We start from the raw sequence: 26,853 nt of genomic DNA on the forward strand, positions 1-26,853 counted from the left end.
CGGGATCGCCGGATGGCGGCCCGTGGTCATGTTATTTCGAAGATACCTGCCCCAGATCATCGCCGGAGGTGGTGTCCAGGTCGTTCTCGCGCAGGTCTTTAACCGCCTTGGCCGACACCTGCGAGCCTTGGTTGCCCCAACTGGTGCGGATGAAGTTCACCACGTCCGCCACTTGCTGGTCCGACAGCCGCCAGGCGTAGCCGGGCATGGTGAAGCTGGACGGCGCGGTGTGCGTGGGGATGAGTGTGCCGCCGCGCAGCACGATATGGATCAGCGAGGTGGCGTCGGCGGTTTGCACCACCGGGTTGCCGGCCAGGGCGGGGAATACGCGGGTGTAGCCTTTGCCATCGGTGCGGTGGCAGGCGCTGCAGTTGTCCACGTACACCGACGCGCCCGGCTTGCTGTCGTCACCTTTCCATAGCGCGTCACCCACGGCGCGGTCGTACACCTGCGGCGTGTCGTCGGGGTTCACGGGCGGCAGGGTTTTCAGGTACCGGGCGATGGCGGTGAGGTCGGCGTCGTTCATGTACTGCATGCTGTGCTCGACCACATCGCTCATGCCGCCGAACACCGCCGTGCGGTCGCTGCGGCCAGTCTTGAGAAAGGCTACCAGCTCGGCTTCGCTCCAGCTGCCCAGGCCATCCTTGTGATCGCCGCGCAGGTTCTTGGCGATCCACCCTTCCAGCGGCGCGGAGCCGGAGAGGAACGCCGAGCCGTCGGCGGGGCTGAGCGCTTTCTCCTGCATGGTGATCGCCCGCGGCGTATGGCATGCGCCACAGTGCCCCAGCCCTTCGACCAGGTAGGCACCCCGGTTGACGATCTCGTCTGTTCCGGCGGCCGCGCCCGCTACGGTGAACGGCTCCACCTTGGGCGCGAACATGGCGCGCCAGATCGACAGTGGCCAGCGCATGCTCAGCGGCCAGGGAATATCCACCGGCTTGTTCGCCTGGGCTACGGGCTGCACACCATGCATGAAGTAGGCGTACAGCGCCTGCATGTCGCGGTCGCTTACGCGAGCGTAGGACGGGTAGGGCATGGCCGGGTACAAGGTGCTGCCGCTCTTGCCAATGCCATGGCGAACCGCCTGGTCGAAGTCTTCGAACGAGTACCCGCCGATGCCACTGCTGTCCGGGGTGATGTTGGTGGAATAGATCGTACCGATGGGCGTTTCCATGGGCAGGCCGCCGGCGAAGGGTTTGCCGCCCTTGGCGGTGTGGCAGGCCACGCAGTCCCCGGCGCGGGCCAGGTACTCGCCCTTCTGCACCAGGGGCGGGTCTACATTGTCAGCCGCCCACACGGGCAGGCTGGCCAATGCCAGGGAGGCGATGAACAAGGTTTTCATGGTCATCGCTCCTTATGCCTGCACCAACGGGCCGGGGTTTTTCAGGTACTGCTCGCGAATGGCGCGGGCGCTCCAGTACGTCAGCGCAGCCACCAGGCCGGTGGGGTTGTAGCCCAGGCCTTGCGGGAACGCCGAGGCGCCCGGCACGAACACGTTGTGCACGTCCCAGCTCTGCAGGTAGCGGTTGAGCGCGCTGGTATTGGGGTCGGTGCCCATGATTGCGCCGCCGTTGAGGTGGGTGGTCTGGTAGGTGGCGGCGTCGAAGTGGCTGTTGAACTCGCGCTTGTGGGCGAAGATGGCGGTAGGGTTCATGGCCTTGGCGATCTCGCTGAGCTTGTCCACCATGAAGCGGGTCATCTTGATGTCGTTCTCTTTCCAGTCGAACGTCATGCGCAGCAGCGGCTGGCCATAGGCATCGGTGTACACCGGGTCCAGGTCCAGGTAGTTGTCCCGGTAGGACTGGTGCGCGCCATGGGCGTCCATCGACAGGTGATGGGTGTAATAGTCCGCGGTCGCCGCTTTCCATTGGCTGCCCCATTTGGCCGTACCCGGCGGGGTAATCACCCCGGAGATTGGCTTGGTGCCCGCCTGATTGAGCCAGAAGGGTGACCCACCCACGAAGCCATGTGGGCCGTGATCGAAGTTGTCGGCGTTGAAGTCGTCGATGGCCACGCCGTTGCCGCCTGCCCCGATAAAGGGGTTGGTGTGGTGCTGGTCCTTGGCGAAGAACGCTTTCACGGTGCCCATGTTCTGATAGGCAAAGTTGCGCCCCACCACCCCTTCACCGGTTTTCGGGTCATAGGGCTTGCCAATGCCTGAGAGCAGCATCAGGCGCACATTATTGAACTGGAAAGCCCCCAGGATCACGATGTCGGCCGGTTGCTCGAACTCGCGGCCCTGGGCGTCGACGTAGGTCACGCCGGTGGCGAGCTTTTTGTCGGCGGTAAGGTTCACCCGCAACACGTGCGCTTCGGTGCGCAACTCGAATTTCGGCGCCTGGCGCAACGCCGGCAGCACGTTCACGTTGGGCGAGGCCTTGGAATACATGTAGCAGGCATACCCGCTGCAATAGCCGCAGAAGTTGCACGGTCCCATCTGCGCGCCGTAGGGGTTGGTGTACGGCCCCGAGGTGTTGGCCGAGGGCAGGTTATAGGGGTGGTAGCCCAGGGATGCTGCCGCCTGGCCGAATAGCTGCGCCGACACGGTATTCTTCTGGGCAGGCAAGGGGAAGGGGTTGGAGCGATCGGGGGCGAAGCGGTTGCCGCCCTTGCCTTCACCTACCACCTCACCTTTCACCGACCAGGCCGTGCCGGAGGTGCCGAATACTTTTTCGGCAAAATCGAAGAACGGCTCCAGCTCTTCGTAGCTCACGCCAAAGTCCTGGATGGTCATGCCTTCGGGAATGAATTTCTTGCCGTAGCGCTCTTCATAGTGGCTGCGCATCCGCAGCTCCATCGGGTCTACGCGAAAATGCACGCCGGACCAGTGCAGCCCCGCGCCGCCCACGCCGGTGCCAGGCAAGAAGGCGCCGAACTGCCGATAGGGTACGGCCACGTCGTTCACGCTGTGGCGCAGGGTTACGGTTTCCTTGGAAATGTCCATGAACAGTTTTTTGCGCGACGTGTAGGTCAGCTCGTCCATGGTCTGCGGGTACACCCCGTCCGGGTAAGTGTCGCGCATGGGGCCACGCTCCAGCGCCACCACCTCGAGGCCCGCTTCGGTGAGTTCCTTGGCCATGATCGCGCCGGTCCAGCCGAAGCCCACGATCACCACGTTTTTCTTCTCGAGTACCTTGGCCATGCTCAACCCCGCGCGCCGTTGATGGAAACAGGCGGGAAGGCGTAGCGTTCATCGCGTTCCACCCAATCCATGAAATCGGCGCGAGCGCCCGGGAAATTGATCAGCTTCCAACCCACCAGGTGCTTGTTGCCGCCATGGATGGGGTCACAGAAAAAGCCTTCCTTGGTGTTGCTCCACAGCATGTTGAAGAACGTGCTGGCGGGCAGGGCCTCGAACGGCGCCTTGTTGGTGTCCAGCGCCTGCAGTGCTTGTTCGCGTTGGTCGGCGTTCAGTTCAGCGAACACCTTGCCGAAGGTGTTACGGCAATAGGTGTCAGTTTCCTGGATGCCCAGGCGGTAGATCTGCTGCGGCGAGAGCTTGAGCTGGTAGCCCAGCTCCGCGGGTGCGTCCGGGTGGAAAGGGCCCTGCATGAACCACAACGCGCCCGTGCCGTAAGGGGTGTTCATCTGGCGGTCGATAAATTCCGGCACCCCCGCTTCGGCAGCGCCTGGGCCTCGATCGTCATTGGGAATCAGGTGAGCCACGGCCGAGTTCAGGAACGCCCATTCTTCCTGGGTGAAGAAGGCAGGGTGGTAGTCGTTCACATCGGTTGACGGTTTGGGCGGCGCTGGGACCGGCGCTGGGGTTTGGGCCAGCACTGGAGCGGCAACACCGGCGCTGGCCAGGGTTACCACGGGAATCAGGGTCAGCGACTTGCGCAGGAAATCGCGCCTGGCGTCGGAGTGGTCGGTTTTATTATCGGTTGCCATCATGGCATCTCCCTCGAGAGTGAATCACGGTTAGGTGCGGTGAAGCGATTGCGGGGATCAGCGAGGAGACGTTGTTTTTGCTTTTATAAAACGGGGCGCCCGGGGAGCGGACAGGATCGTAAAAACGATAGGGAGCTACGCTGTTGGGATCCATGGTAGCAGATGCGTGCGGCGATGTTACATCTCGCAATACGTTGGTATTGATGCAGGGCAGGTTTTATGCGTGTCGGGAGCGGCGGGGCCGGCCATCTGGGCCGCCCCCTGTCATGGTAGGGCTTACTTCACAGGCACCAAGGTCAACCGCTGTGTGCCGTAGGCTTTGTCCAGGTTTTGCGGCTGCATGGGGAAGGTCATGTACTGGCCCTTGAGCCAGTTCTGGATGCCGTCCGCATAATGCGGGCTGGCCGGGTTGCCTGATTGGCCCGTGCTGTTCACCCCCATCATGGGTTCGGGCTGGCCGAAGTCCACCACGATGCGCATGGCCGGCACCAGCCAGGCGTCGAAGTTGCTGCCCCAGTGGTAGGCCGCCGCGTTGAGGGTGGTGTGATCGCCGCCGGCCGGTACCGGGCCCCGGTTGAGGTAGCCATCGAGGGCAGCCAGGCCGGCGCGCTGGGTAGCATCCAGCCAGGGGGCCATCTTGGTGCCTTCGGTGGTCCACCGGTATTGATGCAGCTTGCCCCACTGCCAGGCCTTGTGGTCCGTGCCCATCAGGCTGTCGCCGCTGGTTACCGCCGCTGCCAGGCTGCGCGCCAGGATCGTTGGCTTGTCTTCCTTGCCAAGTGTGCGCGTGTCGTCCCAGAACGGGCTGTCGTCACGGCCGAGCAAGTGGTCTGCCTGAGCCGAGTAGGATTGGTCGGCGTCAGCCACGAATGCTTTCCATGCGGGGCTATCCTCCGGGCCGAGTTCATCGAGGAAGGTTTGCCGCGCGCTTTCCTGGAGGAACAACTCGTACAGGGCGGCATCGGCGGAATCCGCCGACAGCCGACCATCGAAGGCCATCAGTCGGCTGAGCGCTTCCCGTGCCTTGGCGCGATCGCCAACGGGAAGGGCGTCGATGGCTTTTTGTAGAGGCTGAGCCATGCCCGGGGTTTCGAACATACGCTTGAGCTTGGCGGCGAAAGGCGTTGTCTGGTCGTATTGCCAGGCGATCATGCTCCGGGCGTCCTGCTTGCCGTTGGCGGCCAGCTGGGCAATGCGCTCACTGCGTTCTGGGTAATACCAGGAACTGGACAGCTGCATGCCATAGCCCGGCTGGGCGGTACGCTGGTTGGCGGTACCCAGCCAGCCGCTGGCGGGCGTTTGATCATAGGGGTGCAGCATAGGGTCGGCATAGCCGTCCCAATCGTAGCGGCTGTCCCAACCGGGCGAAGGCACCAACCCTTTGCCATCCTTGCGGTTCGGGTAGCGGCCAGTCACCTGCCAGCCGATGTCGTTGGCATCGGCGAACACCATGTTCAAGGCGATGGCGCGGATGTCGCGGGCACTATCAAAGGCCTTTTCCACCGATTGGGCGCGGGACAGGTTGAAGAAGGCGTCCAGCGACTGGTCGTCCTTCAGGTCTGGCGTCTCCAGGGCCAGCCCGTAGCCGCTGGCAAACGGCGCGGGCTGCACGCCCACTTTGCGCTCGCCCAGCGCGGTATTGAGCAACGGGCCGTGGCGGGTTTCGTAGATCACCTCGCGCACCGGGCTCTGGCCCTTGATGAAGAAGGTTTCGTTGCGGGCGGCCGCGCGTACCCATTTGCCGTCGGCCTGGTACATCAATACGCCGTTCTCCCGCTTCACCCGTTCCAGGAACACGTCCTGGTTATCGCCCATGACCATGGTCATGCCCCAGGCCAGCTTGCCGTTGAAGCCGGCCACTACTGCGGGCACCCCAGCGAGCGACACCCCGGCGGCCTGGAATTTCGGTGCGCGCACCTGCACGAAATTCCACGCGCTGGGCAGGCCGATCGGCAGGTGAGTGTCGTTGGCGAACAGGCTCTTGCCGCTGCGGCTACGCGACGGTGCCAGTGCCCAGTTGTTGGAAGCCGCTACGCCGAGCTGGCCGAGGCCGGCGAGTTGTTCGCTCACGGCACTCAGGCTGGCGAACTGGCCACCCAGGGCCAGCCCCTTGAGCTTGGCGGCTTCATCGAACGGTAATGGCTCGTCGGGGTAGGTGGGCAGCAACCAGGCCAGGTTGTCGGCACCAACTTTCTGTGCCAGCACCAGGCTGTTGATTTCTTCCTGAAGGTTCATCTGCAGGCTGAAATTCATCAGGCAGAACACCAGTGCCGAATCCTCGCCTTTCCAGTACTCAGGCTTGTAGCCCGACTGTGCGAGATCCATCGGCAGCTTGTCTTTGTAACGGAAGAGCCAGGCGTTCACGCCACGTGCGTAGATCTCGAAGAAGTTACGCAAGCGCGGCGAGGCGGCGGCGTACAGTTCGGCGGCACGGCGCTTGAGGTCCACGGTGCGCATGAAGCGGTCGGCCTCCAGCGCGCCTGGCCCGACCATTTCGGCCAGGCGCCCTTGCGCCAGCAGGCGCATGCCGACCATCTGGCTGATCCGGTCGGTGGCGTGTACATAGCCAAGCGCGAACAGCGCATCATGGAAGTTGCTGCTTTCGATCAGCGGCATGCCCAGGGTGTTGCGCCGTACCGAGACGTTTTGGCCCAGCCCCTTGAGTGGCTGTACCCCCATGGTCGGCGGCAGGCTTTCGCTGTTGTGGTCGTCGACCCAGGTCTGGCACCCCGCAAGCCCGAGCGCGCCGGAAATAGCTGCGGCCAGGCCGAAACGGGGTACGAAGTGGCGGAAAGCAGACAACGCCATGGAGGGCTCCTGGGGCAAGCATCGGAAAGGCGCTTAAGGTAGTTAGCCTGTCGGCGGTTCGCAAGCCAGCCCATCGGCTTTATTTCAGGGCAACACCGGCGGAACAACCCTGCCAGCCGCCCGGTCCACTATGGGCAGGCACGAGGCCTCTTATCCTTACAATCACGGCCCGAAGGAGATACCAATGAGAAAGTGGGAGATCACCTTCCTAGACCACAAGGGCATCATCGACCGCCTGGAGCTTGCTTCTGATAGCCAGCCTACTGCTGAAGAAGCGGCTGTGGCGGTGCGTACAAAACTGTTCCCAGTTACCGCAAAGGCGGATCTCAACGATTTCGAAGGCCGCGTGGAGGCTCCCGCGGTCAAATGGCTGGAAGAACAGAATGGGGTGAAAATCACCGACATCACTGAAAAGGCCTGAGCCGCAAGCGCCTCCCTTTACCTTCAAACGCTTCATGCAAGTGACCGGCGTGGCCGGTAACACGGAAAGTCTATCCATCGCTTTCAGGAGGACGAGACATGAGCACTGTTTACCAGGAAGACATCAGTACGGTGTTGCTCCGGAAAATGAAAGAAGGTGGCTTTGACTTCGCCGCCATCCATCCCATCGAATTTTATGCGGTGTTCCCTGACGAAGACGGCGCCCGCGCCGCCGCTGGTCAGTTCAGGGGCGAGTCCCTCAACGCCCAGGTGATGGAGCGCCCGGATGGCGCCTGGCACCTTGAATTGTCAAAGTTGATGTATGCCACTCGATTCGGAATCGGCGAGTTCGAACACGACTTCGGATGCGTGGTAGAGCCGCTTGGCGGCGAGATAGAAGGCTGGGGCGTCAAACACAGGTTGCCCGGGCATCGCGTGTAAATCTGTTTCCCAAAAAAAAAGGCCACCTCAAGGGTGGCCGAACGGGAAAGTGAAGGGGGTCGGTGGCAGGTACGAACAGGCGCCAAGTTTGCTCTTGATGGGCCAGATGTGTGAAATCAACCGCGACTATATAGGTCATAGCCATAAGCCTTTAACGGGGATTGCGTCCCTGTGAGGCGTGGCCTTTGTTCCCCTGCTTGCGCTTGCACGGTTTTAGTGCGGTTCTTGCCCCTGCGGTAAGTGGTAACCGCAGCGGGTACCGTGGTGCTTGAGGTTGAGAGTGCTGGCACGGGGCTTGCGACAAAGGTATGTCCAGGTGACAAGGAGCACGGCATGAGCCGCACCTTTTATGACGAGATGTACGACGCGGACGGCCATGTTCGCCCGCACTATCAGGCTTTTGCCCAATGGCTTGCCCGCACCCCTGAAGAGCTCCTGTCGCAACGGCGCCGTGAAGCCGACCTGCTGTTTCACCGTGCCGGTATCACGTTTACCCTCTATGGTGACGAACAAGGCACCGAGCGGCTGATCCCGTTCGATATCATCCCGCGCAGCATTCCGGCCAGTGAATGGCGAGTGGTGGAGCGCGGCTGCATCCAGCGCGTGAAGGCGCTGAACATGTTCCTCGCTGACCTTTACCACGACCAGCGCATCATCAAGGCTGGCGTGATACCAGCGGAGCAGGTACTGGCCAACGAGCAATATCAGCTGGCGATGCAAGGGCTGGATCTGCACCGGGACGTGTATTCGCACATTTCAGGTGTGGATTTGGTGCGCGATGGCGACGGCAGCTATTACGTACTGGAAGACAACCTGCGTACCCCCAGCGGCGTGAGCTATATGCTCGAAGACCGCAAGATGATGATGCGCCTTTTCCCGGAATTGTTCGCGGCGCAGCGGATCGCACCGGTCGACCACTACCCCAGCCTGTTACTGGACACGCTTAAAAGCTCCAGCCCCCTGGACGACCCCAGCGTAGTGGTGCTCACGCCGGGCCGCTTCAACAGTGCCTTCTTCGAACACGCGTTTCTGGCGCGGGAAATGGGGGTGGAACTGGTGGAGGGCGCAGACCTCTTCGTTCGCGACGAAAAGGTGTACATGCGCACCACCCACGGCCCGCAGCAGGTGGATGTGATCTATCGCCGGCTGGACGATGCGTTTCTGGACCCGCTCGCGTTCAACCCGGACTCGATGCTGGGCGTGCCCGGGCTGCTGGTGGCCTATCGCTCCGGCAACGTGGTGCTGGCCAATGCCATCGGCACCGGCGTAGCGGATGACAAGTCGGTGTACCCCTTCGTGACGGACATGATCCGGTTTTATCTGGATGAAGAACCGATTCTCAAGAATGTGCCGACCTGGCAGTGCCGCAAGCCCGATGAGCTATCCCATGTGCTGGCGCATCTGCCCGAACTGGTGGTCAAGGAAACCCAAGGCTCCGGGGGCTACGGCATGCTGGTGGGGCCGGCGTCCACCGCTGCCGAGATTGAAGCGTTCCGCGCGCGCATCAAGGCGCGGCCAGCGGCGTATATCGCCCAACCCACCCTCAGCCTTTCAACCTGTCCCACGTTCGTGGAAAACGGTATCGCCCCTCGCCATATCGACCTGCGCCCGTTCGTGCTGTCCGGCAAAGAAACCCGGGTGGTCCCTGGCGGCCTGACCCGGGTTGCCTTGCGCGAGGGGTCGCTGGTGGTCAATTCGTCCCAGGGCGGCGGTACCAAAGACACCTGGGTCGTCGAGGATCAAGGAAGCCTGCCCAATGCTCAGTAGAACCGCCTCAGACCTTTACTGGATGTCGCGCTACCTGGAGCGCGCGGAAAACATGGCACGCATGCTCGATGTGAGTTATTCGCTGTCATTGATGCCCCAGGATGGCCGCACCGGCCTCGATGAAATGACCATGCCGTTACTGATCACTGGCACGCTCGACGATTACATCGCGCGCCACGGTGAACTGGACCACGAACGCCTGCTGCATTTCTTTGCCCTCGATGCCACCAACCACGGCAGCATCTATAGCTGCCTGGGCGCGGCACGGGCATCGGCCCATGCGGTGCGTGGGCGAATCACCGCAGATATGTGGGAAAACATCAACGCCACCTGGCTCGAAATCCGCGGTATCGCGGCCCAGGGCCTGGCGCAATATGGCATGAGCCGCTTCTGCGAGTGGCTCAAGGAACGCTCGCACCTGTTCCGCGGCGCCACCTACGGCACCATCATGCGCAACGATGCCTTCCGCTTCATTCGGCTGGGCACCTTCCTCGAGCGGGCCGACAACACCCTGCGCCTGCTTGATGCCCGCTATGAAATGATGAGCATCAAAGCGCTCAACACCGTGGCGGACGATTCGGCGTGGAGCTACTACCAGTGGAGCGCGCTGCTGCGAGCGCTATCGTCGTTCGAGGCCTACACGGAGATTTACCGGGATGCCCCGGCGGCGCGCCCGGTGGCCGAATTGCTGCTGCTCAGGGCTGACGTACCGCGCTCGCTACGCGCATGCACCGAGGAAATCGACCAGATCCTCTCGGTGCTGCCAGGGCTCAATGGCCGCCCCGCGCAACGTGCGGCTGCAGAGATGGACGCACGCTTGCGCTATACCGGGATCGACGACATTTTGCAGGAAGGCCTGCACGAGTGGCTAAACCAGTTCATCGATGAAATACGCGAGCTGGGCAACGTCATTCACCGCTGCTACCTGGAGGTTGTATGAGGCTTACGATCAGTCACGAAACCACCTACCGGTTCGAGGATGAAGTGCGCAGCAGCATTCAGTATCTGCGCCTCACCCCGCACGATACCGAGCGCCAGCAGGTGCTCAGCTGGCAACTCGACCTGCCACGGGCCGTACGCCCGCAGCTCGACCCTTTCGGCAATGTGCTGCACGTGCTGAGCCTGGAGGACCCCCACGGGGAAATCGTCATCCGCGCCCGAGGGCAGGTTGAAATCAACGAAACGCTGGAGGCCGAACACGAGCGGCCTTCGCCTTTGCCCTACCTGCGAACCACCAGCCTGACCGAGGCCGACCTCGGGCTTCGGGAATTCGCTCACGCTACCTGTGGCAATCGCCGCGACCGTAGCGCCTTGATCGAGCTGATGCATGGCCTTGGTGCACACATGGCCGCTGCAGCAGGGAACGATGCTCATCCGCTGACCGCAACCCAGGCCTTTACGCAGCGCAGCAGCGCCTGTCACGACAAAGCGCACGCTTTCCTCGCCGGTGCCCGCACGCTGGGCATCGCCGCGCGCTATGTGTCGGGCTACTTGTACACGCCGGGCAGCCATGAGCTTGCCGACCATGCCTGGGCCGAGGCCTGGCTTGACGGCGCCTGGTACAGCTTCGACATAGCCGAGGGGCTGGCACGGCCCGAGCGCCATCTCAAGCTGGCGGTAGGCCTGGACCATCTGGACGCCTGCCCTGTACGCGCCATGCGCCGCGCGGGCGGTGTGAAAGCCAGCAGCGGGCATGTAGAGGTCACCGCCGGGCCCGCACCCGCGCGTGCGACGGCAGTACTCACTCAGCAACAGTGAACGATACGCCAGGCCGCTGCCCCATGGGGGCAGGGCTGCCTGCGCCTGCTAGCCGAAGAAGCGGCCCAGGTTGGGCACAATCAATAGTAAGGTCGTGGCAAAGACAATGAGCCCCGCCTGGCGAAATTTGGGATGTTTGAACATGACATCTAGCCTTTCTTTTTGTTGACCAGCGCCGGCCCGCTGCCTGGGGCGGCTTCACTGCGTATTGGCTGGTCGCGGTGCGCAGGCGAGCGGCCCGCGCGACCGGAACACTTTTCAATGTAGAAGCACTCACTGTGCTGTCCAGCACGATCTAGCAGGAATTAGGCTTATTTCGGCGCAAAATCCCGGGGAACTCCTCGCCGTATCGTTTCAGTACGTTGACCTAGACAGCCTGCGCAGAGTCACTTCACCGCCTGACCGTTCGTCTGTCCGTGGTATTGCATTTACCTGCCGTTCCCATGCAGGCTTGCGGCAAGCAATCCCGCTTGTTTCGACCCGAGACCGATACCCATGTCGTTGCGCATCTGCATCCTCGAAACCGACCACATTCGCCCCGAGCTGGTAGAGCAGTACACCGGCTATGGCGCGATGTTCCAGGCGCTGTTCAAACGCCAGCCGGTGGCCGCAGATTTCGACGTGTTCAATGTGGTGGATGGGCAGTATCCGCCCGAGAGCGCGCGCTATGATGCGTACCTGGTCACGGGCAGCAAGGCCGACTCGTTCGGCAACGATCCCTGGATCGAAACCCTCAAGGCCTTTTTGCTCGACCGCTACCAGCGGGGCGACAAACTGCTGGGGATCTGCTTCGGCCACCAACTGCTGGCGTTGCTGCTGGGTGGCCGCGCGCAACGGGCCGAGCAAGGGTGGGGGGTAGGTAGCCACCGCTACCAGCTGCACGCTGAGGCGCCCTGGATGACCCCACACAGCGGTGACCTGACACTGCTCATCAGCCATCAGGACCAGGTGACGGAGCTACCGGAAGGGGCCACCGTGGTCGCCTCCAGCGAATTCTGCCGCTACGCCGCCTACCAGCTCAACGACCAGGTGCTGTGCTTCCAGGGCCACCCGGAGTTTGTCCACGACTACTCCCGCGCGCTGCTCGACCTTCGCCAGCAGAACCTGGGGGAACACGTGTATCAGGCGGCCATGGACAGCCTGGCCCATGACCACGACGGCGCCACCGTGGCCGAATGGATGATGCGCTTCGTGGCCACCCCGCGTGAGCAGGCACAGAAGGCGGGTTGATTCGGTAGCAATCCGGCTACCTGGTCCCACAGCGGATGGCGTTCACCATGGCGCTCACCCTGTGGGACCAGGCGATAGCCTGCGAATAACGCGCTTACAACCACCCCGACCGCTTGAAGCTGGCGAACAGCCCGGTGCAGCCCACCACGATCACACCCAGCACCGTGAAGTAGCCGTAGTGCCAGTTCAGCTCTGGCATGTATTGGAAGTTCATCCCGTAGATGCCGGCAATGGCGGTGGGGAAGGCCAGGATCGCGGCCCAGGCGGCAAACTTGCGTTGGGTAACGCTCTGCCGCGCGGATTCGAGCAGCATGCCGATTTCGATGGTTTGGCTGGCGATGTCACGGATGCCGGTCAAATCTTCCATCTGCCGCGTGACGTGGATCTGCACATCGCGGAAGTACGGTCGCATGTTCTTGTCGATGAAAGGGAAATCCAGCCGCTGCAGTTCCTCGCTGATTTCCACCATCGGTGCCAGGTAGCGGCGCATGCGCAGCAGGTCCCGGCGCAGGTTGTGCAGGCAATGGATATCCCGCTCGTTGAGCGCCTGGCTCAGCACATTCTGCTCCAGCGTTTCGATTTCCTGATGGATGCTTTCGGTAACGGGCTGATAGTTCTCGCTCACAAAGTCGAGGATGGCGTACAGCACGAAGTCCTCGCCATGCTCCAGCAGGATCGGGCGCGCCTCGCAGCGCTGGCGTACCAGCGCGTACGAGGCAGAGTGGCCGTTGCGGCAGGTGATCACGTAGCCCTTGCCAGCGAAGATATGGGTTTCGATGAATTCCAGCTTGCCCTCGCGCCGCACGGGCGAGTAGGTCACGATGAACAGCGCGTCGCCGAAGGTTTCCAGCTTGGGCCGGCTGTGACGCTCCAGCGCATCCTCTATGGCCAGCTCGTGAAGGCCGAATTGCTTCTGCAACAACGACAGCGTGGCGCCGTCTGGCTCTTCAAGGCCGATCCACACGAAATGACGCGGCTGGCAGGCCCACTGGCGGCCATCCTCCAGCTTGATGTCAGCAACTTTCTTGCCGGCGCTGTACACCGCCGCGGCAACGACTCGGCCCATGATCGGTGGATCTCCAATGGTGTCGCCAGATCAGAGTAGCGCGTGCACTTGCAGTTCAGTGACCGCGGACAGCTCGTCGATGCACGCCTGCATGGCGTGCTCGCAGCGCGCTATCAGTTCGGGAATATCCTTGGCGGTCAGGCCCTGGGTAGGGATGGGCGCCAGGGAGCGAACGCGAATGTCACCGCTGTGCCGGCGGTTGAAGTCCAGCGCTCGCACATAACGGCTGGCACACACCGGAATGATCGGCACGCCCGCGTCGATCGCCATCATGAACGCACCCTTCTTGAAGGGCAGCAGGCGATTACCCGGGTTACGCGTACCCTCGGGGAAAATCCAGATGGACGTGTGCTGATCGCGCAATACGCGGCTGGTGGTTTGCAGCGCGCGGCGGGCCTGATAGGCGTTGTCCCGGTTGAGCAGCACGTTGCCGCCCAGCCAGAACAGCTGGCCGAAAAGAGGTACCCAGCCCAGGCTTTTCTTTCCGATGCACGCCATGCGGCGTGGCACGATCGAGCCCAGGAAAAACACGTCGAAGTTGGACTGATGGTTGGCGATGATCACGAAGCCTGGCGGCTGCGCCTGCAGTGTGGCGACGTCCGCCTCCAGGCGTAGCCCGAGTAGGGCCAGCGAAGGGCGGCTGTAGAGCCGCGCGAAGATCCGGTTGTTGTCCGGATTGAACGGCCGGGCCAGCCCGACCAGCAGGCCAAGCACGCCCACCAGCAGAAAATTCAGGCCCAGCAAGGCCATGCGAACGACGTAGAGCATGCCAACTACTCTCGATGCGAAGGCCACGCAGTGTACGGTCGTGACCTGCGAGCAGCAAATGACATCGTTCGCGTTGCTGGCCTCAGCCTACCTTGAATTGTTCACGGTCCAGCGCGATGGCTTCGTCCAGGGTGTCGAGCAGGGCCTTGCGTACCTTGAGCTTGGTATTGCGGTGGGCGAGCTGGTTGATGCTCTTCAGCCGCTGGGCAGCCTTGGTCGCGGCTGCGGCCAGGGCCTCTGGCGCTACCACCTCATCGAGGAAGCCCGCGCTCAAGGCGCCTTGAGGGTCGAACATCTCCGCGCAGATGACCGAGCGGTGGAACGCCGAACGGCGCAGGCGATCACGCGCCAGTTCGATCCCGGCGTGATGCATGGTCATGCCGATCATCACTTCGTTCAGGCCGATATGGAACGGGCCTTCAACGCCGATGCGGTAGTCCGCTGCCAGCAGCAGGAAGGCGCCCTTGGCCACGGCATGGCCGGTGCATGCCACTACCACGGGGTGCGGGTGGGCCAGCAGCCGCCGTGCCAGTGTAGAGCCCGCCGTGACCAGTTCCACCGCCTGTTGCGGGCCGGCCGTCATTACCTTGAGGTCGTAGCCGCCGGAAAGAATGCCGGGCTGGCCGGTGATCACTACCACCGCGCGGTCGGTTTCGGCCCTGTCCAGCGCCTGATTGAACGCCTCGATCATTGCCGGAGAAATAGCGTTCACCTTGCCGTTGTTGAGGGTAAGCGTCGCCACGCCTTCGTCGAGGCGGTAGTCGATCAGGTCGGACATGGAGCGGTTCCTTGTATGAGAGGAGGCAAACGTTAACTGGCACCTTCGTTCCGGTAAAGCGCGGCGGGTGACCTGGCAGTCACGGCCGCGGCGTGCCGTTTGGGTAAGCGCATGAAAAGCATAAAAAAAGCTTTGCCATCCGATTCTGTTTCGACTACATTAGCGCGCCTCGACACACTGACGGTGTGAAGAGCTACGGTGAGGTGTCCGAGTGGTTGAAGGAGCACGCCTGGAAAGTGTGTATACAGGAAACTGTATCAAGGGTTCGAATCCCTTCCTCACCGCCACATGAAGAAAGCCCCGCAGGCCAACGCTTGCGGGGCTTTTTGCTTTTTGGGGTGCCTCAGGCCAGCCGATCGCGGGGCGTTTTCGGGGCCAGCGTATCGTTGATCTGCCCGAACGTTTCCCGGTTGGCAATCGCGGTGAGCATGCGGCCATCCTTTAGCGTGGCTACGAACGTCACCTCATGCTCCTTGCCGCCGAACCACAGCCCCGCCATGAAGCCTACCGGCCCCGCCACCAGTGCGCCGGCCATGCCCCAGCCCAGCGCCGGCACCAGGTGGCGTGCGGTTTCCTCATTGGCAATGGTAAGCCTGGCCACCCGGCTGAGCGGAATCCTTTCCCCATGCGAAGGGTGGCGTATGGTTTTCAAGGTGAAGGCGTCGTCTTCAAAGTGGCCGTCGCCTTGAAGAAAGTCGCCGGCCTGGATAGTGATCTTGGCCATGCTGAGCTCCTGCCCCGTCGTTCAAGAAAGGTTCCTCTGGTGATAGCTCATGAGGGCGCTTCGTCAATACCGGGGCGACGGAGGGGCAGGGCAGTGCTCACCAAGCCTGGGTGATCACGTAGTGCTGGGGCTTGCCCGCCACTTGAAGGTGCACTTCATCGCCTTCGTGGTGATGTAGCAAAGCCTGGCCCAGCGGGGCGTTGGGGGTGATCACGGTCACGGTGCGGCCGTCAACCTGCACTACCAGGCCGGCGGCGTCAGGCCCGATGAACAGCGCGCGCAGTTCGCCTTCGGCGTTTTCCAGCTCCACGTAGTCACCGATCCGCAGGCCATGCTCTGGGGCGTGCTCGGCGATGCGCAGCTCCCGAACCCGGCTGAGGGCCTGAGCGATTTCGGCCATGCGCCGCGCCTGGCCGGTGGCCAGATAAGACGCCTCCAGGCCTAGGGTGTCGTATTTGTTTTCGGCGACGTTTTCTTCATGGGTTGCCGCTTCATAGGCGGTTTGCGCCGCGCGCTGGGCAACCGCGAGGTCGCGTTCGAGTGCACTGAGAATCACGGCGTGCAGGTTAGCCTTGTTCATCAGTTGCAGAACCTCGCCACCTGTTCGCGGCTGTCATCGGTAGCGGCCGTTTGTGCCTGCTCCAGCCAGAACTGGCATTTGGGGTTGGCCTGGTTTGCGGGGTTGGCGCGGGCGGCCGCCTCAGCGTCACGCAGTGCCTGGGAGTGCAAGTTCTGTTGATAGTGCTGGAACATCTCATCGGCGCCAGGCCCTGGCTCCGTGGACGGCTCCGAAGGCGACTGCATGCCCGGCTGTGCAGGCACGGGGTTTGGCGCCTGCGGGGGCAGGCGGTCGATCGGGCGCGGCGGGGCGGCAGCAGCGCCTGTACTCGCGGCAGGGCTTGGGGCCAGGGGCGGTGCATAGCCGTAATGCCAGGCGGCCCAGCCGGTCACGAGTATAAGGAGGAAGCCCAGCCACATACCCAGTGCAATGGACAGCACCAGCGTAAGGCTGGGAATACGCACCGCAAGCGTGCGGCGGGGAGGGTGGACGGGCATTTCAGGTCTCCGAAAACATTGCCGATGGCACAAGCACCTGCCGATAGTGTGGCACAGTCCGTGCTGCCTACAGTGGACGGCCCTGAGGCCAGCCCGCACAATTCGCGGTTTGCCTTGCTTGGCAGGAGCGCAATGGACAACAGCTGGGATATTTTCTGCAAGGTGGTAGACAACTTCGGCGACGCCGGGGTGACCTGGCGCCTGGCTCGCCAGTTGGCGGGTGAACACGGCCTTAAGGTTCGTCTGTGGATCGACGACCTTGGCGCGTTCGCGCGCCTGTGCCCGGCCGCCGATCCCCATGCCCAGGCCCAGCAGGTGCAAGGCGTGGAAGTGTGTGCATGGCGCGATCCATGGCCAGGCGCCTCTCCCGCGCAGGTGGTGATAGAAGCCTTCGGCTGCACGTTGCCAGCGGAGTACGAAGCCGCTCTGGCGGCCCGGCCCGGCCCCACCTTATGGGTCAACCTCGATTATCTGAGCGCCGAGCCTTGGGTGGGCGGGTGCCACGGCCTGCCCTCGATGAAATCGGGCGGGCTGAGAAAGTTTTTCTTCTTCCCAGGGTTTCGCCAGGACACTGGCGGCTTGCTGCGTGAAGCGGACCTGCTCACTCGCCGGGCGGCGTTCGAGCGTGACGCGTTCATGCGCGCCGATTTTTTGCGCAGCCTTGGTGTAACCCCGGCGCCCGGCGCTGGGCTGATCTCGCTGTTCGCCTACGAGAACGACGGCCTGCCGGGCTGGTTGACGCAACTGTCGAAGGCCGCGCATCCCATTCATCTGTTAGTGCCGGAGGGCCGGGTGCTGGCCAGCCTGGAGCCCTGGGCAGGAGCGCGGCTGCAGCCGGGCGGGATTTGCGTGCGTGATGCGCTCACGGTCCAGGTGTTGCCGTTCGTTTCTCAGCGCGATTACGACCATTTGCTATGGGCGTGCGACTTCAACGCCGTGCGCGGGGAAGACTCTTTCGTACGGGCCCAATGGGCCGCGCGGCCGATGCTCTGGCACATCTACCGTCAGGATGAATACGCGCACTGGGAAAAGCTCGAGGCCTTCCTCGACCTGTACACCGAGGCACTGCCCGCGGCAGCCGCCGAAGCGTTGTCCGGGCTGTGGCGCGCCTGGAACATGGACGGGGACATGGCTACCGCCTGGGTGGGCTTCGAGGCCCACCGTGAGGTGCTGCAAGCCCACGCCCGCGCATGGTGCAAGCAACTGGCCGCTCGCCCGGACCTTGCCACGGCGCTGGTACAGTTTTGCCGAAATTCGCTATGATACGCGGCTAGACCGTCACCACCCCTATTCGGAATTGCGTAATGAAAACTGGTAAAGAGCTCAAACCCGGTACCGTCCTGCGGATCGACAACGATCCTTGGCTGGTGCAGAAGGCCGAATTCACCAAGTCCGGCCGTAACAGCGCGATCATGAAGACCAAGCTGAAAAACCTGCTGACCGGCTACAAGACCGAAACCGTGTACTCGGCTGACGACAAGCTGGACGACGTGATCCTGGATCGCAAGGAAGCCACCCTGTCCTTCATCAGCGGTGACAGCTACACCTTCATGGACACCACCGACTACACCATGTACGAGCTGAACGCCGAAGATATCGAAGCCGTTCTGCCGTTCATCGAAGAAGGCATGACCGACGTCTGCGAAGCCGTGTTCTTCGAAGGCCGCCTGGTATCCGTAGAGCTGCCGACCACCATCGTGCGTCAGGTCGACTACACCGAAGGTTCCGCCCGTGGCGATACCTCCGGCAAGGTCATGAAGCCTGCCAAACTGAAAAACGGTACCGAACTGTCGGTGGCCGACTTCATCGAAATCGGCGACATGATCGAGATCGATACGCGCGAAGGCGGCTCCTACAAAGGCCGCGCGAAGTAAGCTTCGCCGCGATGAAAAACCCGGCCATGCGCCGGGTTTTTTGTGCCTGCGCGATGCGCCCGGGTGGGGCTCAGACGTTGTCCTGAAGCCGGCCGCGCAGTTCCAGCAGGCGGTCCTGCAGCTTGCGCAGGTCGGGTGGGTCCATGGCCACCGCGCCGAAGACACAGGCCGGTATCTCCAGTGCATCGTCGCGCAGGCTCCGGCCGGCCTCGGTCAGGTTCACGATAACCACGCGCTCATCTTCCTTGCTGCGGGTTCGGCTGAGCAGGCCAAGGCTTTCCAGCCGTTTGAGCAAGGGTGTAAGAGAGCCGGGGTCGGTGAGCAGGCGCGTGCTGATCTCGCCCACGGTCATGCCGTCGCGCTCCCACAGCACCAACATGGCCAGGTATTGAGGGTAGGTAAGCCCCAGCTTGCTGAGTAGAGGCTTGTAAACCTTGGTCATCAGCAGGGAAGTGGAATAAAGGGCAAAGCAAAGCTGGTTATCCAGCAGCAAGTGATCGCCGGAGTCGGCCGCCTGTTTTGTTGAATGTTCGGCTTTCATGCTGATCCTTGATGTCGAATGACGTTAAAAGTAGTGCGCTTGTATTTAGTGTGCCATTCAATCCATGTCGGCTCTATCGGTACTGCGTGAGCAGCCTGAAATTTCGAACCGTGAACGCATTCAGAAGTTCGTTAAATGTTCATTTCCCGTACGATGGCGCGTTTTTACGGAGGCTCGGCATGTTGGACTGGGTAGGCTATGTAGCCTTTGGCGCGGCATTGGGAACGCTCGGCGGCTTGTTCGGCATCGGCGGAGGGCTGATCGCCATTCCCGCGTTGGGCCTGTTGTTCGGGCTGGACCAGCAACTGGCGCAGGGCACTGCGCTGGTGATGGTGGTACCCAATGTGTTGCTAGCGCTGTGGCGTTATCACCAACGTAATCGAATCGACCACCGACACGCCGTCGCCCTGGGCGTCGCCGGGCTGGTGTGCGCCTGGCTCGGGTCGCTGTGGGCGGTTGGCCTGGATGGGGCGGCCATGCGCAAGGGCTTCATCGGTTTTCTGCTGTTTCTGGTGCTCACGAATCTACTGCGTATGTTCGGGCGCCAGACGCCCCCCAGCCAGGCGCTCAAGCATGGCTGGCCATCGCTGGCAGCGCTCGGTGGGCTGGCGGGGCTGGCGGGCGGGCTGTTCGGAGTAGGCGGGGCGGTGGTCGCCACCCCGGTACTTACGGCAGTGTTCGGTGCTTCCCAGGTGGTGGCCCAAGGGCTATCGCTGGCCCTTGCGGCGCCCAGCACCGGCATCACTCTGGTGACCTATGCGTTGCACGGCCACGTGAACTGGCCCATGGGCCTGGCGATGGCGGTAGGTGGGCTGTTGAGCATCAGCTGGGGCGTGAAACTGGCTTATGCCCTGCCCGAGCGTGTGTTGCGCGCGGCCTTCTGCGGGTTCTTGCTGTTGTGCGCCTTGATGCTGGCGATGAAGCTGTGATCACAGGCGGAAACCTTCGGCGATGAACTCAGCCAGGGATTCGGTCACCGTCGATTGGGTGCTCGCATTGCGCAGCAGCATCACGTTCGCCAGCGGCAGCTCGGGCAACTGCTCGGCCGGGCCGAGGATGCGCATGTCCGCCGGGATCAGGCTGCGCAATTGGGCGGTGACCGCCAGGCCAGCGGTCACCACGGCCATGATCGCCGCCAGGCTCGGGCTGGTGTAGGCAATGCGATAAGCCTTGCCGCGCGTATCCAGCGCATTGCAGGCCCAGGCCCGGCAGAAACAGTCGGTGTTGAACATGGCCAGCGGGATCGGGTCCCGTTCGTGGGGTGAGAAACCGCTCGCCTCTGCCCACACAAACCGCTCCTGGCGCAGCAACTGGCCGATCTCGTGGCCCGGCTCGCGGGTCACGATGGTGAGGTCCAGGTCTTGCCTGTTCATCAGCGCCTTGGAGCTTTCGCAATGCACTTCCACCTGCACCAGTGGGTAAGCCTCGGCAAATCGCGACAGGATGCCCGGCAAGAACCGCATGGCGTAATCATCCGGCGTACCGATGCGCACGGTGCCGACCATGTGAGGTGCGCGCAAGGTGTTGAACACTTCGCTATGAAGCTTGAGGATGCGTCGGGCATAACCTAGTAGCACCTGCCCCTCGGCGGTCAAGCGAACCTGCCTGCCGTCGCGTTCGAACAGCTGTCGCTGCACCACGTCTTCTTCCAGCCGCTTCATCTGCATGCTAACGGCAGACTGAGTGCGATTGACCAGCTCGCCTGCACGGGTAAATCCACCGTGGTCGGCAATGGCCACAAAGGTGCGCAGTACATCCGAATCAATGCTGGGGTACGTGGCCATTCATCAAACTCTGAGATGGTAAGGATAAGAAACATTCGTTGGATTGATCTTATCGCCAGGCAGACACTTTGCCCATCACTCACGGAGGGCGACAAGATGAAAGGTCAAAAAGGTTTTGTACGGGCTCACCCGGCGCCGTTTCATTTCTTTCCGGTTACGGCTTGGTTAAAGGGCGTTTTCGGTCGCCTTGGTCGCTGGCATGAACTAGGGCAGCAGCGGCGGCAATTGGCTTCCTTGAGCGACAACGCGCTGCATGACCTGGGGCTGAGCCGCGCTGATATCGTGTCAGAAGCCGACCGGCCGTTCTGGGATGACCCGCTCAAGCACTGAGCCTGGGGCTGGCGCAGCTTGCGAACATTCCCCGGCTGCGCCGGGTCCCACAGGGCTGAAACCGCTGCTGAGGGGTTCCTGGGCTAAGGTATGAGTTTGCATGTTCGGATTGCCTATGCCCCCGCGTGAATCGTTCAGCCAGCCACAAGCCCGTCGGCTGGCACTGCATGCCCAGGGCTTTGGCGCGCGCCAAGGCCGGCACGAACCCCGGCACCTGCTGGCAATGGCCGAGCGCCTCGGCGCTTTGCAGTTGGATTCGGTCAATGCACTGGCACGCTCTCACTACCTGCCGCTGTATTCACGCCTGGGCGGTTATTCGCGTGAAACGCTGGACCGCCTTGCCTGGGGCAAGGGCAGGCACCGGCGGCTGTTTGAGTATTGGGGGCACGAAGCTTCGCTGTTGCCGCTGGGCCTGGAGCCCCTTCTGCGCTGGCGCATGGCGCGTGCCCGGCGCGGCGAGGGCATCTACCGGGAGCTGGCGCGCTTCGGCACCGAACAGCCCCGGCGGGTGGCCGAAGTTCTGGATCACGTTCGACGTAACGGTGCGCTGGGCGCAGGCAGCCTGTCCACGCGCAAGGAGCGAGCGGGGCCTTGGTGGGACTGGAGCGAAGAGAAAATGGCCCTGGAGTGGCTGTTTGCGGCAGGTGAAGTAACGGTCGCATCGCGGCGGGGGTTCGAGCGGCTGTACGACCTGCCGGAGCGTGTATTCCCAGCCGCGCTCCTGGCCCAACCCACGCCTGATGAAGCCGATGCCCAGCGCGCGCTGCTGTTGCATGCCGCGCGGGCGCTCGGTGTTGCTACCGAGCGGGACCTTCGCGCCTATTTCAGGGTCGGCCCCGACGATGCTCGGGCCCGGCTGCTGGAGCTGGAGGAAGAGGGCGGCCTGTTACGCTGCGACGTAGAAGGTTGGGCGCAGCCGGCCTGGTGCCTGCCGGTTTCGCGCGTACCTCGCAAGGTCGACGTTAGCGCGCTGTTATCCCCGTTCGATTCGCTGATATGGGAGCGCGACCGCGCCGAGCGGCTGTTTGCCTTCCGCTACCGGCTGGAGTTCTACACGCCGCCGGCCCGCCGGGTATACGGCTACTACGTGATGCCGTTTTTACACCGGGAAGCCCTGGTGGCGCGGGTGGACGTTCGCGCCGACCGTGCCAATGGATGCTTGCGGGTACATGCTCTGCATCAGGAAGGCCCGGCGCTGCGCGATGACGCCATGCAGGCACTGGCGGCTGCCTTGAAAGCCCTGGCCGCCTGGCTGGGCCTGGCGGCGCTGGATATCCAATGCCCGCGCCCCGAAGGGCTTGCGCTGCTGGCTGCGCTTGAACTCAGCGGCGAACCCCTTTGAGCGTTTCGGCGATCATGAAGGCCAGTTCCAGCGACTGGTCGGCGTTCAAGCGGGGGTCGCAGTGGGTGTGATAGCGATCGGACAAGGCGTCTTCGGTGATCGGCCGTGACCCGCCAATGCATTCGGTGACGTTCTGCCCGGTCATCTCGATATGGATGCCCCCCGCGTAAGTACCTTCGGCCTGGTGCACCTGGAAGAAATCCTTCACCTCGCCGAGGATTTGCGCAAAATCCCGGGTCTTGTAGCCGGTGCTTGCCTTGATAGTGTTGCCGTGCATCGGGTCGCTGCTCCACAGCACCTGCCGCCCCTCGCGCTGCACAGCCCGCAGCAGGCGAGGCAAGTGATCGCCCACCTTGCCGGCACCCATGCGCACGATCAGGTTCAGGCGGCCGGGGTCGTTGTCGGGGTTGAGCACGTCGATCAGCCGCACCAGCTCGTCCGGGTCCATGGTAGGGCCCACCTTGACGCCGATGGGGTTGTTCACCCCTCGCAGGAACTCAACATGGGCGCCGTCCAGTTGGCGGGTGCGGTCGCCAATCCACAGCATGTGGGCCGAACAGTCGTACCAGTCGTTGGTGAGGCTGTCGCGGCGCACGAAGGCTTGTTCATAGTTGAGCAGCAGCGCTTCGTGGGCGGTGAAGAAGCTGGTTTCCCTCAGCTGGGGCAACTCATGCAGGCCGCAGGCGCGCATGAACCCCAGGGTTTCGTCGATGCGGTCCGCCAGGCGGTGGTACTTGTCTGCCAAGGCGGAGTTGGCAATGAAATCCAGGTTCCACTTGTGCACCTGATGCAGGTCGGCAAAGCCACCCTGGGCGAAGGCCCGCAACAGGTTCAGGCTGGCGGTGGACTGGTGATACGCCTGCATCAGCCGCTCGGGGTCTGGGGTGCGGCTTTGCTCGTCGAAGCCGATGCCGTTGACGATGTCCCCGCGGTATGCCGGTAGCGTCACCAACCCCTGGGTTTCGTCGTTGCCCGAGCGAGGCTTGGCGAACTGACCGGCCATGCGCCCTACCTTCACCACCGGGCAGCCAGCGGCGAAGGTCATCACGATCGCCATTTGCAGCAATACCTTGAAGGTGTCGCGGATCTTGGCGGCGGAGAACTCCGCGAAACTCTCGGCGCAATCGCCGCCTTGCAACAGGAAGGCGCGGCCCTGGGTGACTTCGGCGAACTGTCGGCGCAATTCACGCGCCTCGCCGGCGAACACCAGGGGCGGGAAGCCGGCGAGAGTGCGTTCCACCTTGGCAAGGTGATCGGCGTCAGGGTAACTCGGCTGCTGCTTGATCGGCAGTGAGCGCCAGCTGTCTGGGCTCCAGGGGGCGGACATGATGACCTCGCGGGTTGAAGGGCAGGGGGGCTGGATATTACCGCACAAGCGCCCGGGTTCGCTGCGCTGGCGAATTGCCCGTGAGTCAGGGAGAATGGCCGGTTTCCGCCTGAAGAACGCCTCGCCGTGGACGAACCGATCCAACCCGCGCCGCCTCCTTCCGAGGAGCGCCTGCTTGCCGAAGTGGAAGACGCCTTCGGCGTGGTCCGCGTGTGGGAGGTGGGTGACTACCGCTTCCTGGAGTTCGGCGCGGCCATCGAACAAAGCTGCGTGTTCATGCCCGACCCCGCCTGGCTCGAGTATGACTACACCCGCGCCATGCTGATTGGCGCGTTGTGTCATGACGCGCCGGAAACCGCGTTGTTCCTGGGCCTCGGTGCCGGCAACCTCACTCAGGCCTGCCTGGCGCACCTGCCGCTGGAGGACGTGGAATGCATCGAGCTGCGCCCGGATGTGCCGCGCCTGGCCATGGAATACATGGGCCTGGCAGACGACCCCCGGCTGTACATCCGGATCGGCGATGCCCTCGAACTGCTGCCTACCGCCGAGTCGGCCGACCTTGTGTTCGTCGACCTTTATACGGATCAGGGCCCGGGTGTGGCCCACCTCGCCTGGCGTTTTCTCGAGCAGTGCCAGCAACGGCTCAACCCGGGCGGCTGGCTGGTGATCAACCAATGGGCCAGCGATGACGGCAAGCCGCTAGGCGCCGCCTTGTTGCGGGGCCTGTACCACCGCCACTATTGGGAACTGCCGGTAAAGGAGGGGAACGTGATCCTGTTGGTACCCGCCGACCTGGACCAGCAACTGGATTTCGACGCCCTGCATCAACGTTGCGCAGCGCTGGCGCCGCGCCTGGGTTACTCGCTGGAAAGCCTCTTGAAGGCGCTACGGCCGGCCTCTTGAGCAAAGCCAATGGCTACAGGCGAGGCAGCGCTGTCTTGCCTGAGAAAAAACTCCCCCGCAAGGGCGCTTTTCAGGTATGATGCGCGCCGGCCTTTTAACGGGCCACGTTTAGGTAGCATTCTCCGAAGACAGCTTCGGCTGACGTCCGCGCTAGCGGGCTCTCCTGACGATTCATTCATCAATCGTTTTCGCAAATCCCCGCCGCCAAAGTTGCCAGGGTGACTCTCGAAGTCTTACGGCATGCGCAACTTTGGAGCATGGGTCTTTGCGGATGCACTTAGAGGCAGACCCATGACCCAGGAATCCGGCGGCTTCGCCGCGCTCGAACTCCATCCAAGCATCGTTGCAGCCGTTATCGCCACAGGGTACGAAGAACCCTCCGCGATCCAGCAGCAATCGATTCCGATCATCCTCGCCGGTCATGACATGATCGGCCAGGCGCAGACCGGCACCGGCAAAACCGCCGCGTTCGCTCTGCCGATCCTGCACCGTATCGACCCGAGCAAGCGCGAGCCGCAAGCCCTGATCCTGGCGCCAACCCGTGAGTTGGCGCTGCAAGTGGCTACCGCGTTCGAAACCTATGCCAAGCAAATGCCTGGCGTGAACGTTGTAGCTGTATATGGCGGTGCCCCGATGGGCCCGCAACTCAAAGCCATTCGTAACGGCGCTCAAATCGTTGTAGCAACGCCCGGCCGCCTCTGCGACCACCTGCGCCGCGACGAAAAGGTATTGGCCACCGTCAATCACCTGGTGCTCGACGAAGCTGACGAAATGCTCAAGCTGGGCTTCATGGATGACCTCGAAGTGATCTTCGATGCCATGCCGGAAACCCGCCAGACCGTGCTGTTCTCGGCTACGCTGCCGGCCTCCATCCGGGCCATCGCCGAGCGTCACCTCAAAGACCCCAAGCACGTCAAGATCCAGACCAAGACCCAGACCGTTTCGGCGATCGAGCAGGCTTACCTGCTGGTTCACGCCGATCAGAAGGCAGCCGCCGTGCTGCGCCTGCTGGAAGTGGAAGAGTTCGATGCGCTGATCGCCTTCGTGCGCACCAAGCAGGCCACTCTGGACCTGGCCAGCGCGCTGGAAGCCAAGGGCTACAAGGCCGCTGCGCTCAACGGTGACATCGCCCAGAACCAGCGTGAGCGCGTGATCGACTCGCTCAAGGATGGCCGCCTGGACATCGTTGTCGCCACCGACGTCGCTGCCCGTGGCCTGGACGTACCGCGCATCACCCACGTGTTCAACGTGGACATGCCGTACGACCCGGAGTCCTACGTTCACCGTATCGGCCGTACTGGCCGTGCCGGTCGCGAAGGCCGCGCGCTGCTGCTGGTTACCCCACGCGAGCGCCGCATGCTGCAGGTGATCGAGCGTGTGACCGGCCAGAAGGTTACCGAAGTGCGCCTGCCAGGCGCCCAGGCGGTACTGGATGCCCGCATCAAGAAGCTGACCAACAGCATCGCGCCGCTGGTGGCCGACGCCGAAGCCAGCCATGGCGACCTGCTCGACCGCCTGACCGCGGACATCGGTTGCAGCCCGCGCGCCCTGGCCGCCGCACTCCTGAGCAAGGCCACCAATGGCCAGGCGCTGGACCTGGCGACCGTTGAGCGTGACCAGCCGCTGGTCCCGACCGCGGCCGCACAGCGCGAGCGCACCGGTGAGCGTAGCGGTGAGCGCCACGAGCGCCGTGCCCCGATGCCATTGGGCGAAGGCCGCGTTCGCTGCCGTACCGCACTGGGTGCTCGCGACGGTATCGCCGCGAAAAACCTGCTGGGCGCCATCCTCAACGAGGGTGGCCTGGTACGCGAAACCATCGGTCGCATTCAGGTGCGTGACAGCTTCAGCCTGGTTGAATTGCCGGAAGACGGCCTCGACCGCCTGCTGGCCAAGCTCAAGGACACCCGCGTTGCCGGCAAGCAGCTGAAGCTGCGCCGTTATCGCGAAGACTGAGCCGCGCCTGCTGTAACAAAAACCCCCGCCTGAGTGCGGGGGTTTTTGTTTTCAAAGCCCGGCCTTAGGAGACGGGCGGAGCCGATAGGCGA

At 63.0% G+C, this 26,853-nt stretch carries 26 protein-coding genes and 1 tRNA gene; 14 read left to right on the forward strand and 13 right to left on the reverse strand.

Annotated features, from left to right (window positions below; translation table 11 throughout):
- Positions 1 to 31: 31 nt before the first annotated feature.
- The 4 genes from AC3Z8Y_RS05085 to AC3Z8Y_RS05100 all read right to left on the reverse strand — a co-directional run bounded on the left by AC3Z8Y_RS05085 (position 32) and on the right by AC3Z8Y_RS05100 (position 6,699).
- On the reverse strand, positions 32 to 1,342 hold the full coding sequence (locus AC3Z8Y_RS05085; protein ID WP_490088714.1) for a c-type cytochrome: 1,311 nt from the start codon (positions 1,340 to 1,342) through the stop codon (positions 32 to 34).
- A 12-nt stretch (positions 1,343 to 1,354) separates the two neighbouring features.
- Complete coding sequence (locus AC3Z8Y_RS05090) at positions 1,355 to 3,142, reverse strand: GMC family oxidoreductase (protein WP_490088715.1); 1,788 nt, start codon at positions 3,140 to 3,142, stop codon at positions 1,355 to 1,357.
- 2 nt (positions 3,143 to 3,144) lie between these two features.
- Positions 3,145 to 3,891, reverse strand: coding sequence for a gluconate 2-dehydrogenase subunit 3 family protein (locus tag AC3Z8Y_RS05095; protein ID WP_490089941.1), 747 nt, complete (start codon positions 3,889 to 3,891; stop codon positions 3,145 to 3,147).
- Positions 3,892 to 4,167: 276 nt separating this feature from the next.
- The gene (locus AC3Z8Y_RS05100; protein ID WP_490088716.1) at positions 4,168 to 6,699 is read right to left on the reverse strand and encodes a penicillin acylase family protein; all 2,532 of its coding nucleotides are present in this window, start codon (positions 6,697 to 6,699) and stop codon (positions 4,168 to 4,170) included.
- Between the two features lie 184 nt (positions 6,700 to 6,883).
- On the opposite strand from AC3Z8Y_RS05100, the gene AC3Z8Y_RS05105 reads away from it, so the two are divergent.
- The 6 genes from AC3Z8Y_RS05105 to AC3Z8Y_RS05130 all read left to right on the forward strand — a co-directional run bounded on the left by AC3Z8Y_RS05105 (position 6,884) and on the right by AC3Z8Y_RS05130 (position 12,315).
- A complete protein-coding gene (locus AC3Z8Y_RS05105) occupies positions 6,884 to 7,120 on the forward strand; it encodes a hypothetical protein (RefSeq protein ID WP_490088717.1) in 237 nt (78 codons plus the stop codon).
- 98 nt (positions 7,121 to 7,218) lie between these two features.
- Positions 7,219 to 7,560 (forward strand): ribonuclease E inhibitor RraB, encoded by a 342-nt coding sequence (locus AC3Z8Y_RS05110; protein ID WP_490088718.1) that lies wholly within the window; start codon positions 7,219 to 7,221, stop codon positions 7,558 to 7,560.
- A gap of 333 nt (positions 7,561 to 7,893) precedes the next feature.
- Positions 7,894 to 9,327, forward strand: a complete 1,434-nt coding sequence (locus AC3Z8Y_RS05115; RefSeq protein WP_490088719.1) for a circularly permuted type 2 ATP-grasp protein — start codon at positions 7,894 to 7,896, stop codon at positions 9,325 to 9,327.
- Positions 9,317 to 10,267 (forward strand): alpha-E domain-containing protein, encoded by a 951-nt coding sequence (locus AC3Z8Y_RS05120; protein WP_490088720.1) that lies wholly within the window; start codon positions 9,317 to 9,319, stop codon positions 10,265 to 10,267. Before AC3Z8Y_RS05115 ends, AC3Z8Y_RS05120 begins: the two co-directional genes overlap by 11 nt.
- Positions 10,264 to 11,085, forward strand: a complete 822-nt coding sequence (locus tag AC3Z8Y_RS05125) for a transglutaminase family protein (protein WP_490088721.1) — start codon at positions 10,264 to 10,266, stop codon at positions 11,083 to 11,085. The genes AC3Z8Y_RS05120 and AC3Z8Y_RS05125 overlap by 4 nt, the downstream gene beginning before the upstream one ends.
- Before the next feature lie 495 nt (positions 11,086 to 11,580).
- A complete protein-coding gene (locus AC3Z8Y_RS05130) occupies positions 11,581 to 12,315 on the forward strand; it encodes an amidotransferase (RefSeq protein WP_490088722.1) in 735 nt (244 codons plus the stop codon).
- Positions 12,316 to 12,409: 94 nt separating this feature from the next.
- On the opposite strand, the gene AC3Z8Y_RS05135 is transcribed toward AC3Z8Y_RS05130, so the two are convergent.
- The 3 genes from AC3Z8Y_RS05135 to AC3Z8Y_RS05145 form a co-directional block, all read right to left on the reverse strand.
- Positions 12,410 to 13,381, reverse strand: a complete 972-nt coding sequence (locus AC3Z8Y_RS05135; RefSeq protein ID WP_490088723.1) for a magnesium and cobalt transport protein CorA — start codon at positions 13,379 to 13,381, stop codon at positions 12,410 to 12,412.
- 30 nt (positions 13,382 to 13,411) lie between these two features.
- Positions 13,412 to 14,149, reverse strand: a complete 738-nt coding sequence (locus AC3Z8Y_RS05140) for a lysophospholipid acyltransferase family protein (RefSeq protein WP_490088724.1) — start codon at positions 14,147 to 14,149, stop codon at positions 13,412 to 13,414.
- A gap of 82 nt (positions 14,150 to 14,231) precedes the next feature.
- On the reverse strand, positions 14,232 to 14,927 hold the full coding sequence (locus AC3Z8Y_RS05145) for a crotonase/enoyl-CoA hydratase family protein (RefSeq protein ID WP_490088725.1): 696 nt from the start codon (positions 14,925 to 14,927) through the stop codon (positions 14,232 to 14,234).
- Between the two features lie 197 nt (positions 14,928 to 15,124).
- Here AC3Z8Y_RS05145 and AC3Z8Y_RS05150 point away from each other — a divergent pair.
- Positions 15,125 to 15,214: transfer RNA gene (locus AC3Z8Y_RS05150), tRNA-Ser, on the forward strand.
- Positions 15,215 to 15,270: 56 nt separating this feature from the next.
- Here the strand turns inward: AC3Z8Y_RS05150 and AC3Z8Y_RS05155 are convergent.
- The 3 genes from AC3Z8Y_RS05155 to AC3Z8Y_RS05165 all read right to left on the reverse strand — a co-directional run bounded on the left by AC3Z8Y_RS05155 (position 15,271) and on the right by AC3Z8Y_RS05165 (position 16,707).
- Positions 15,271 to 15,651, reverse strand: a complete 381-nt coding sequence (locus AC3Z8Y_RS05155; RefSeq protein WP_490088726.1) for a hypothetical protein — start codon at positions 15,649 to 15,651, stop codon at positions 15,271 to 15,273.
- A 97-nt stretch (positions 15,652 to 15,748) separates the two neighbouring features.
- A complete protein-coding gene (locus AC3Z8Y_RS05160) occupies positions 15,749 to 16,231 on the reverse strand; it encodes a GreA/GreB family elongation factor (protein ID WP_490088727.1) in 483 nt (160 codons plus the stop codon).
- Positions 16,231 to 16,707, reverse strand: coding sequence for a hypothetical protein (locus AC3Z8Y_RS05165; RefSeq protein WP_490088728.1), 477 nt, complete (start codon positions 16,705 to 16,707; stop codon positions 16,231 to 16,233). The genes AC3Z8Y_RS05160 and AC3Z8Y_RS05165 overlap by 1 nt, the downstream gene beginning before the upstream one ends.
- Positions 16,708 to 16,839: 132 nt before the next feature.
- Between AC3Z8Y_RS05165 and earP the strand changes: the two genes are divergently transcribed.
- Positions 16,840 to 17,970 carry an elongation factor P maturation arginine rhamnosyltransferase EarP gene (earP, locus tag AC3Z8Y_RS05170; RefSeq protein WP_490088729.1) on the forward strand — a complete coding sequence of 377 codons (1,131 nt, stop codon included), beginning with the start codon at positions 16,840 to 16,842 and terminating at the stop codon, positions 17,968 to 17,970.
- A 41-nt stretch (positions 17,971 to 18,011) separates the two neighbouring features.
- Entirely contained in the window at positions 18,012 to 18,581 is a 570-nt protein-coding gene (locus tag AC3Z8Y_RS05175; protein WP_181117336.1) for an elongation factor P, read from the forward strand.
- A 70-nt stretch (positions 18,582 to 18,651) separates the two neighbouring features.
- On the opposite strand, the gene AC3Z8Y_RS05180 is transcribed toward AC3Z8Y_RS05175, so the two are convergent.
- Positions 18,652 to 19,122 (reverse strand): MarR family winged helix-turn-helix transcriptional regulator, encoded by a 471-nt coding sequence (locus AC3Z8Y_RS05180; RefSeq protein ID WP_490088730.1) that lies wholly within the window; start codon positions 19,120 to 19,122, stop codon positions 18,652 to 18,654.
- A gap of 179 nt (positions 19,123 to 19,301) precedes the next feature.
- Here AC3Z8Y_RS05180 and AC3Z8Y_RS05185 point away from each other — a divergent pair, with 179 nt between their 5' ends.
- On the forward strand, positions 19,302 to 20,051 hold the full coding sequence (locus tag AC3Z8Y_RS05185) for a sulfite exporter TauE/SafE family protein (RefSeq protein ID WP_490088731.1): 750 nt from the start codon (positions 19,302 to 19,304) through the stop codon (positions 20,049 to 20,051).
- Here the strand turns inward: AC3Z8Y_RS05185 and AC3Z8Y_RS05190 are convergent, their stop codons facing one another.
- The gene (locus tag AC3Z8Y_RS05190) at positions 20,052 to 20,906 is read right to left on the reverse strand and encodes a LysR substrate-binding domain-containing protein (protein WP_490088732.1); all 855 of its coding nucleotides are present in this window, start codon (positions 20,904 to 20,906) and stop codon (positions 20,052 to 20,054) included. It abuts the gene before it with no gap.
- A 96-nt stretch (positions 20,907 to 21,002) separates the two neighbouring features.
- Between AC3Z8Y_RS05190 and AC3Z8Y_RS05195 the strand changes: the two genes are divergently transcribed.
- Complete coding sequence (locus AC3Z8Y_RS05195) at positions 21,003 to 21,236, forward strand: DUF1127 domain-containing protein (protein WP_490088733.1); 234 nt, start codon at positions 21,003 to 21,005, stop codon at positions 21,234 to 21,236.
- 115 nt (positions 21,237 to 21,351) lie between these two features.
- Positions 21,352 to 22,578, forward strand: coding sequence for a winged helix-turn-helix domain-containing protein (locus tag AC3Z8Y_RS05200; RefSeq protein WP_490088734.1), 1,227 nt, complete (start codon positions 21,352 to 21,354; stop codon positions 22,576 to 22,578).
- On the opposite strand, the gene AC3Z8Y_RS05205 is transcribed toward AC3Z8Y_RS05200, so the two are convergent.
- Positions 22,559 to 23,905, reverse strand: a complete 1,347-nt coding sequence (locus AC3Z8Y_RS05205) for a class II 3-deoxy-7-phosphoheptulonate synthase (protein ID WP_181117341.1) — start codon at positions 23,903 to 23,905, stop codon at positions 22,559 to 22,561. The two genes, AC3Z8Y_RS05200 and AC3Z8Y_RS05205, sit on opposite strands and share 20 nt — an antisense overlap.
- Positions 23,906 to 24,031: 126 nt before the next feature.
- On the opposite strand from AC3Z8Y_RS05205, the gene AC3Z8Y_RS05210 reads away from it, so the two are divergent.
- Both AC3Z8Y_RS05210 and AC3Z8Y_RS05215 read left to right on the forward strand, forming a co-directional pair.
- On the forward strand, positions 24,032 to 24,808 hold the full coding sequence (locus tag AC3Z8Y_RS05210) for a spermidine synthase (protein ID WP_490088735.1): 777 nt from the start codon (positions 24,032 to 24,034) through the stop codon (positions 24,806 to 24,808).
- Positions 24,809 to 25,099: 291 nt separating this feature from the next.
- Positions 25,100 to 26,761, forward strand: a complete 1,662-nt coding sequence (locus AC3Z8Y_RS05215; protein ID WP_490088736.1) for a DEAD/DEAH box helicase — start codon at positions 25,100 to 25,102, stop codon at positions 26,759 to 26,761.
- The last annotated feature ends 92 nt before the right edge of the window (positions 26,762 to 26,853 follow it).

This window comes from Pseudomonas sp. 3MAES_34.3B, assembly GCF_058145875.1.

What these genes read in the sequence shown, in the direction of transcription:
- AC3Z8Y_RS05085 (WP_490088714.1), bottom strand. Translation starts at nt 1,342, where the DNA reads ATGAAAACCTTGTTCATCGCCTCCCTGGCATTGGCCAGCCTGCCCGTG.
- AC3Z8Y_RS05090 (WP_490088715.1), bottom strand. Translation starts at nt 3,142, where the DNA reads ATGGCCAAGGTACTCGAGAAGAAAAACGTGGTGATCGTGGGCTTCGGC.
- AC3Z8Y_RS05095 (WP_490089941.1), bottom strand. Translation starts at nt 3,891, where the DNA reads ATGGCAACCGATAATAAAACCGACCACTCCGACGCCAGGCGCGATTTC.
- AC3Z8Y_RS05100 (WP_490088716.1), bottom strand. Translation starts at nt 6,699, where the DNA reads ATGGCGTTGTCTGCTTTCCGCCACTTCGTACCCCGTTTCGGCCTGGCC.
- AC3Z8Y_RS05105 (WP_490088717.1), top strand. Translation starts at nt 6,884, where the DNA reads ATGAGAAAGTGGGAGATCACCTTCCTAGACCACAAGGGCATCATCGAC.
- AC3Z8Y_RS05110 (WP_490088718.1), top strand. Translation starts at nt 7,219, where the DNA reads ATGAGCACTGTTTACCAGGAAGACATCAGTACGGTGTTGCTCCGGAAA.
- AC3Z8Y_RS05115 (WP_490088719.1), top strand. Translation starts at nt 7,894, where the DNA reads ATGAGCCGCACCTTTTATGACGAGATGTACGACGCGGACGGCCATGTT.
- AC3Z8Y_RS05120 (WP_490088720.1), top strand. Translation starts at nt 9,317, where the DNA reads ATGCTCAGTAGAACCGCCTCAGACCTTTACTGGATGTCGCGCTACCTG.
- AC3Z8Y_RS05125 (WP_490088721.1), top strand. Translation starts at nt 10,264, where the DNA reads ATGAGGCTTACGATCAGTCACGAAACCACCTACCGGTTCGAGGATGAA.
- AC3Z8Y_RS05130 (WP_490088722.1), top strand. Translation starts at nt 11,581, where the DNA reads ATGTCGTTGCGCATCTGCATCCTCGAAACCGACCACATTCGCCCCGAG.
- AC3Z8Y_RS05135 (WP_490088723.1), bottom strand. Translation starts at nt 13,381, where the DNA reads ATGGGCCGAGTCGTTGCCGCGGCGGTGTACAGCGCCGGCAAGAAAGTT.
- AC3Z8Y_RS05140 (WP_490088724.1), bottom strand. Translation starts at nt 14,149, where the DNA reads ATGCTCTACGTCGTTCGCATGGCCTTGCTGGGCCTGAATTTTCTGCTG.
- AC3Z8Y_RS05145 (WP_490088725.1), bottom strand. Translation starts at nt 14,927, where the DNA reads ATGTCCGACCTGATCGACTACCGCCTCGACGAAGGCGTGGCGACGCTT.
- AC3Z8Y_RS05155 (WP_490088726.1), bottom strand. Translation starts at nt 15,651, where the DNA reads ATGGCCAAGATCACTATCCAGGCCGGCGACTTTCTTCAAGGCGACGGC.
- AC3Z8Y_RS05160 (WP_490088727.1), bottom strand. Translation starts at nt 16,231, where the DNA reads ATGAACAAGGCTAACCTGCACGCCGTGATTCTCAGTGCACTCGAACGC.
- AC3Z8Y_RS05165 (WP_490088728.1), bottom strand. Translation starts at nt 16,707, where the DNA reads ATGCCCGTCCACCCTCCCCGCCGCACGCTTGCGGTGCGTATTCCCAGC.
- earP (WP_490088729.1), top strand. Translation starts at nt 16,840, where the DNA reads ATGGACAACAGCTGGGATATTTTCTGCAAGGTGGTAGACAACTTCGGC.
- AC3Z8Y_RS05175 (WP_181117336.1), top strand. Translation starts at nt 18,012, where the DNA reads ATGAAAACTGGTAAAGAGCTCAAACCCGGTACCGTCCTGCGGATCGAC.
- AC3Z8Y_RS05180 (WP_490088730.1), bottom strand. Translation starts at nt 19,122, where the DNA reads ATGAAAGCCGAACATTCAACAAAACAGGCGGCCGACTCCGGCGATCAC.
- AC3Z8Y_RS05185 (WP_490088731.1), top strand. Translation starts at nt 19,302, where the DNA reads ATGTTGGACTGGGTAGGCTATGTAGCCTTTGGCGCGGCATTGGGAACG.
- AC3Z8Y_RS05190 (WP_490088732.1), bottom strand. Translation starts at nt 20,906, where the DNA reads ATGGCCACGTACCCCAGCATTGATTCGGATGTACTGCGCACCTTTGTG.
- AC3Z8Y_RS05195 (WP_490088733.1), top strand. Translation starts at nt 21,003, where the DNA reads ATGAAAGGTCAAAAAGGTTTTGTACGGGCTCACCCGGCGCCGTTTCAT.
- AC3Z8Y_RS05200 (WP_490088734.1), top strand. Translation starts at nt 21,352, where the DNA reads ATGCCCCCGCGTGAATCGTTCAGCCAGCCACAAGCCCGTCGGCTGGCA.
- AC3Z8Y_RS05205 (WP_181117341.1), bottom strand. Translation starts at nt 23,905, where the DNA reads ATGTCCGCCCCCTGGAGCCCAGACAGCTGGCGCTCACTGCCGATCAAG.
- AC3Z8Y_RS05215 (WP_490088736.1), top strand. Translation starts at nt 25,100, where the DNA reads ATGACCCAGGAATCCGGCGGCTTCGCCGCGCTCGAACTCCATCCAAGC.